Annotated in this window: 2 protein-coding genes; one reads left to right on the top strand and one right to left on the bottom strand. The window is 73.9% G+C overall.

What is annotated here, in order from left to right; all coding sequences use genetic code 11:
- Nucleotides 1-300 (bottom strand): hypothetical protein (locus G7A99_RS21975; protein ID WP_205600000.1); only part of this gene is annotated, 300 nt, incomplete at its 3' end.
- A gap of 253 nt (nucleotides 301-553) precedes the next feature.
- Here G7A99_RS21975 and G7A99_RS21970 point away from each other — a divergent pair.
- The coding region (locus G7A99_RS21970; protein WP_163144099.1) for a hypothetical protein at nucleotides 554-850 on the top strand (297 nt) is incomplete at its 3' end.

The raw sequence follows: 850 nt of genomic DNA, 5'->3' as shown, positions 1-850 counted from the left end.
GAGTGCGGCGTTGCCCGCCAGCGCCCGTCCCCAGGCCAGCGGCTCACCGTTGGCCGCGGCCCACACCAGCCCGGCGCCCCCGGCGACGAGCAGGGCGAGTACCTGACGGCGGGTGCGCGGGGCCACATCCGGCCACAGCAGGACCCCCGCCAGCCAGGTGAGCACACCGGCGAGCGCGATCGGTACCACGGGCACGAAGGCATGCACGCCGGCGGACGCCATCGCCAGCCCCAGCGCCGTGCCAGCTACCCCGCGCCGCCGGCGACGCCGTGCCTGCGCACGTATCCGTCTGCCTTCCATCGCCCCCGCCTTCACGCCGCGCCCGGCCCCGCCAGCCCGCGGCTGCCGGGGGGATGCACCGGGCAAAGCGTGGCAGTATATCAGCCCGGCTTCACTGTCCCGGGGCGGCGCCCGCGGTGACGTCCGTGCCGTGGCCCGGCAAAAACCGCACACGGATTGACTTGATGGGACGACGGCGGCCCCGCATCCTTGCATCCTGCCGCGGCCCCGCGTCGCGATCCCGAATCAACTGCCACAGCGATCCGACTGACTCATGAATCTCGACTCCGCACTCGAGCGCTTCGGCCTGAGCTTCGAGGCCCTCCAGCAGCCCGGCGGCCTCGCCCGGCTGGACGCCCTGTTCCGTGACCGCCTCGCCGCCCGGGCGCCCGAGCTCGCCACCCGTCTGCTGCGTTACCGCCGCGGCGAACCGCTTTCGGCCACCGACACCAGCGCACTGCTGCTGGAGCTGGGCCCGGAGCTGGAGGAGTTCGTCGGCGAGCTCTTCGACATCGGCGCCGCGCTGGATCGCGCCCGTGCCGCCACCCTCTCCCACGACGTGGTCATGGGC

The organism is Arhodomonas sp. KWT (assembly GCF_010993615.1).
The sequence above is the reverse complement of the archived record's forward strand: the minus strand, read 5'-3'. Positions and strand labels throughout refer to the sequence as shown.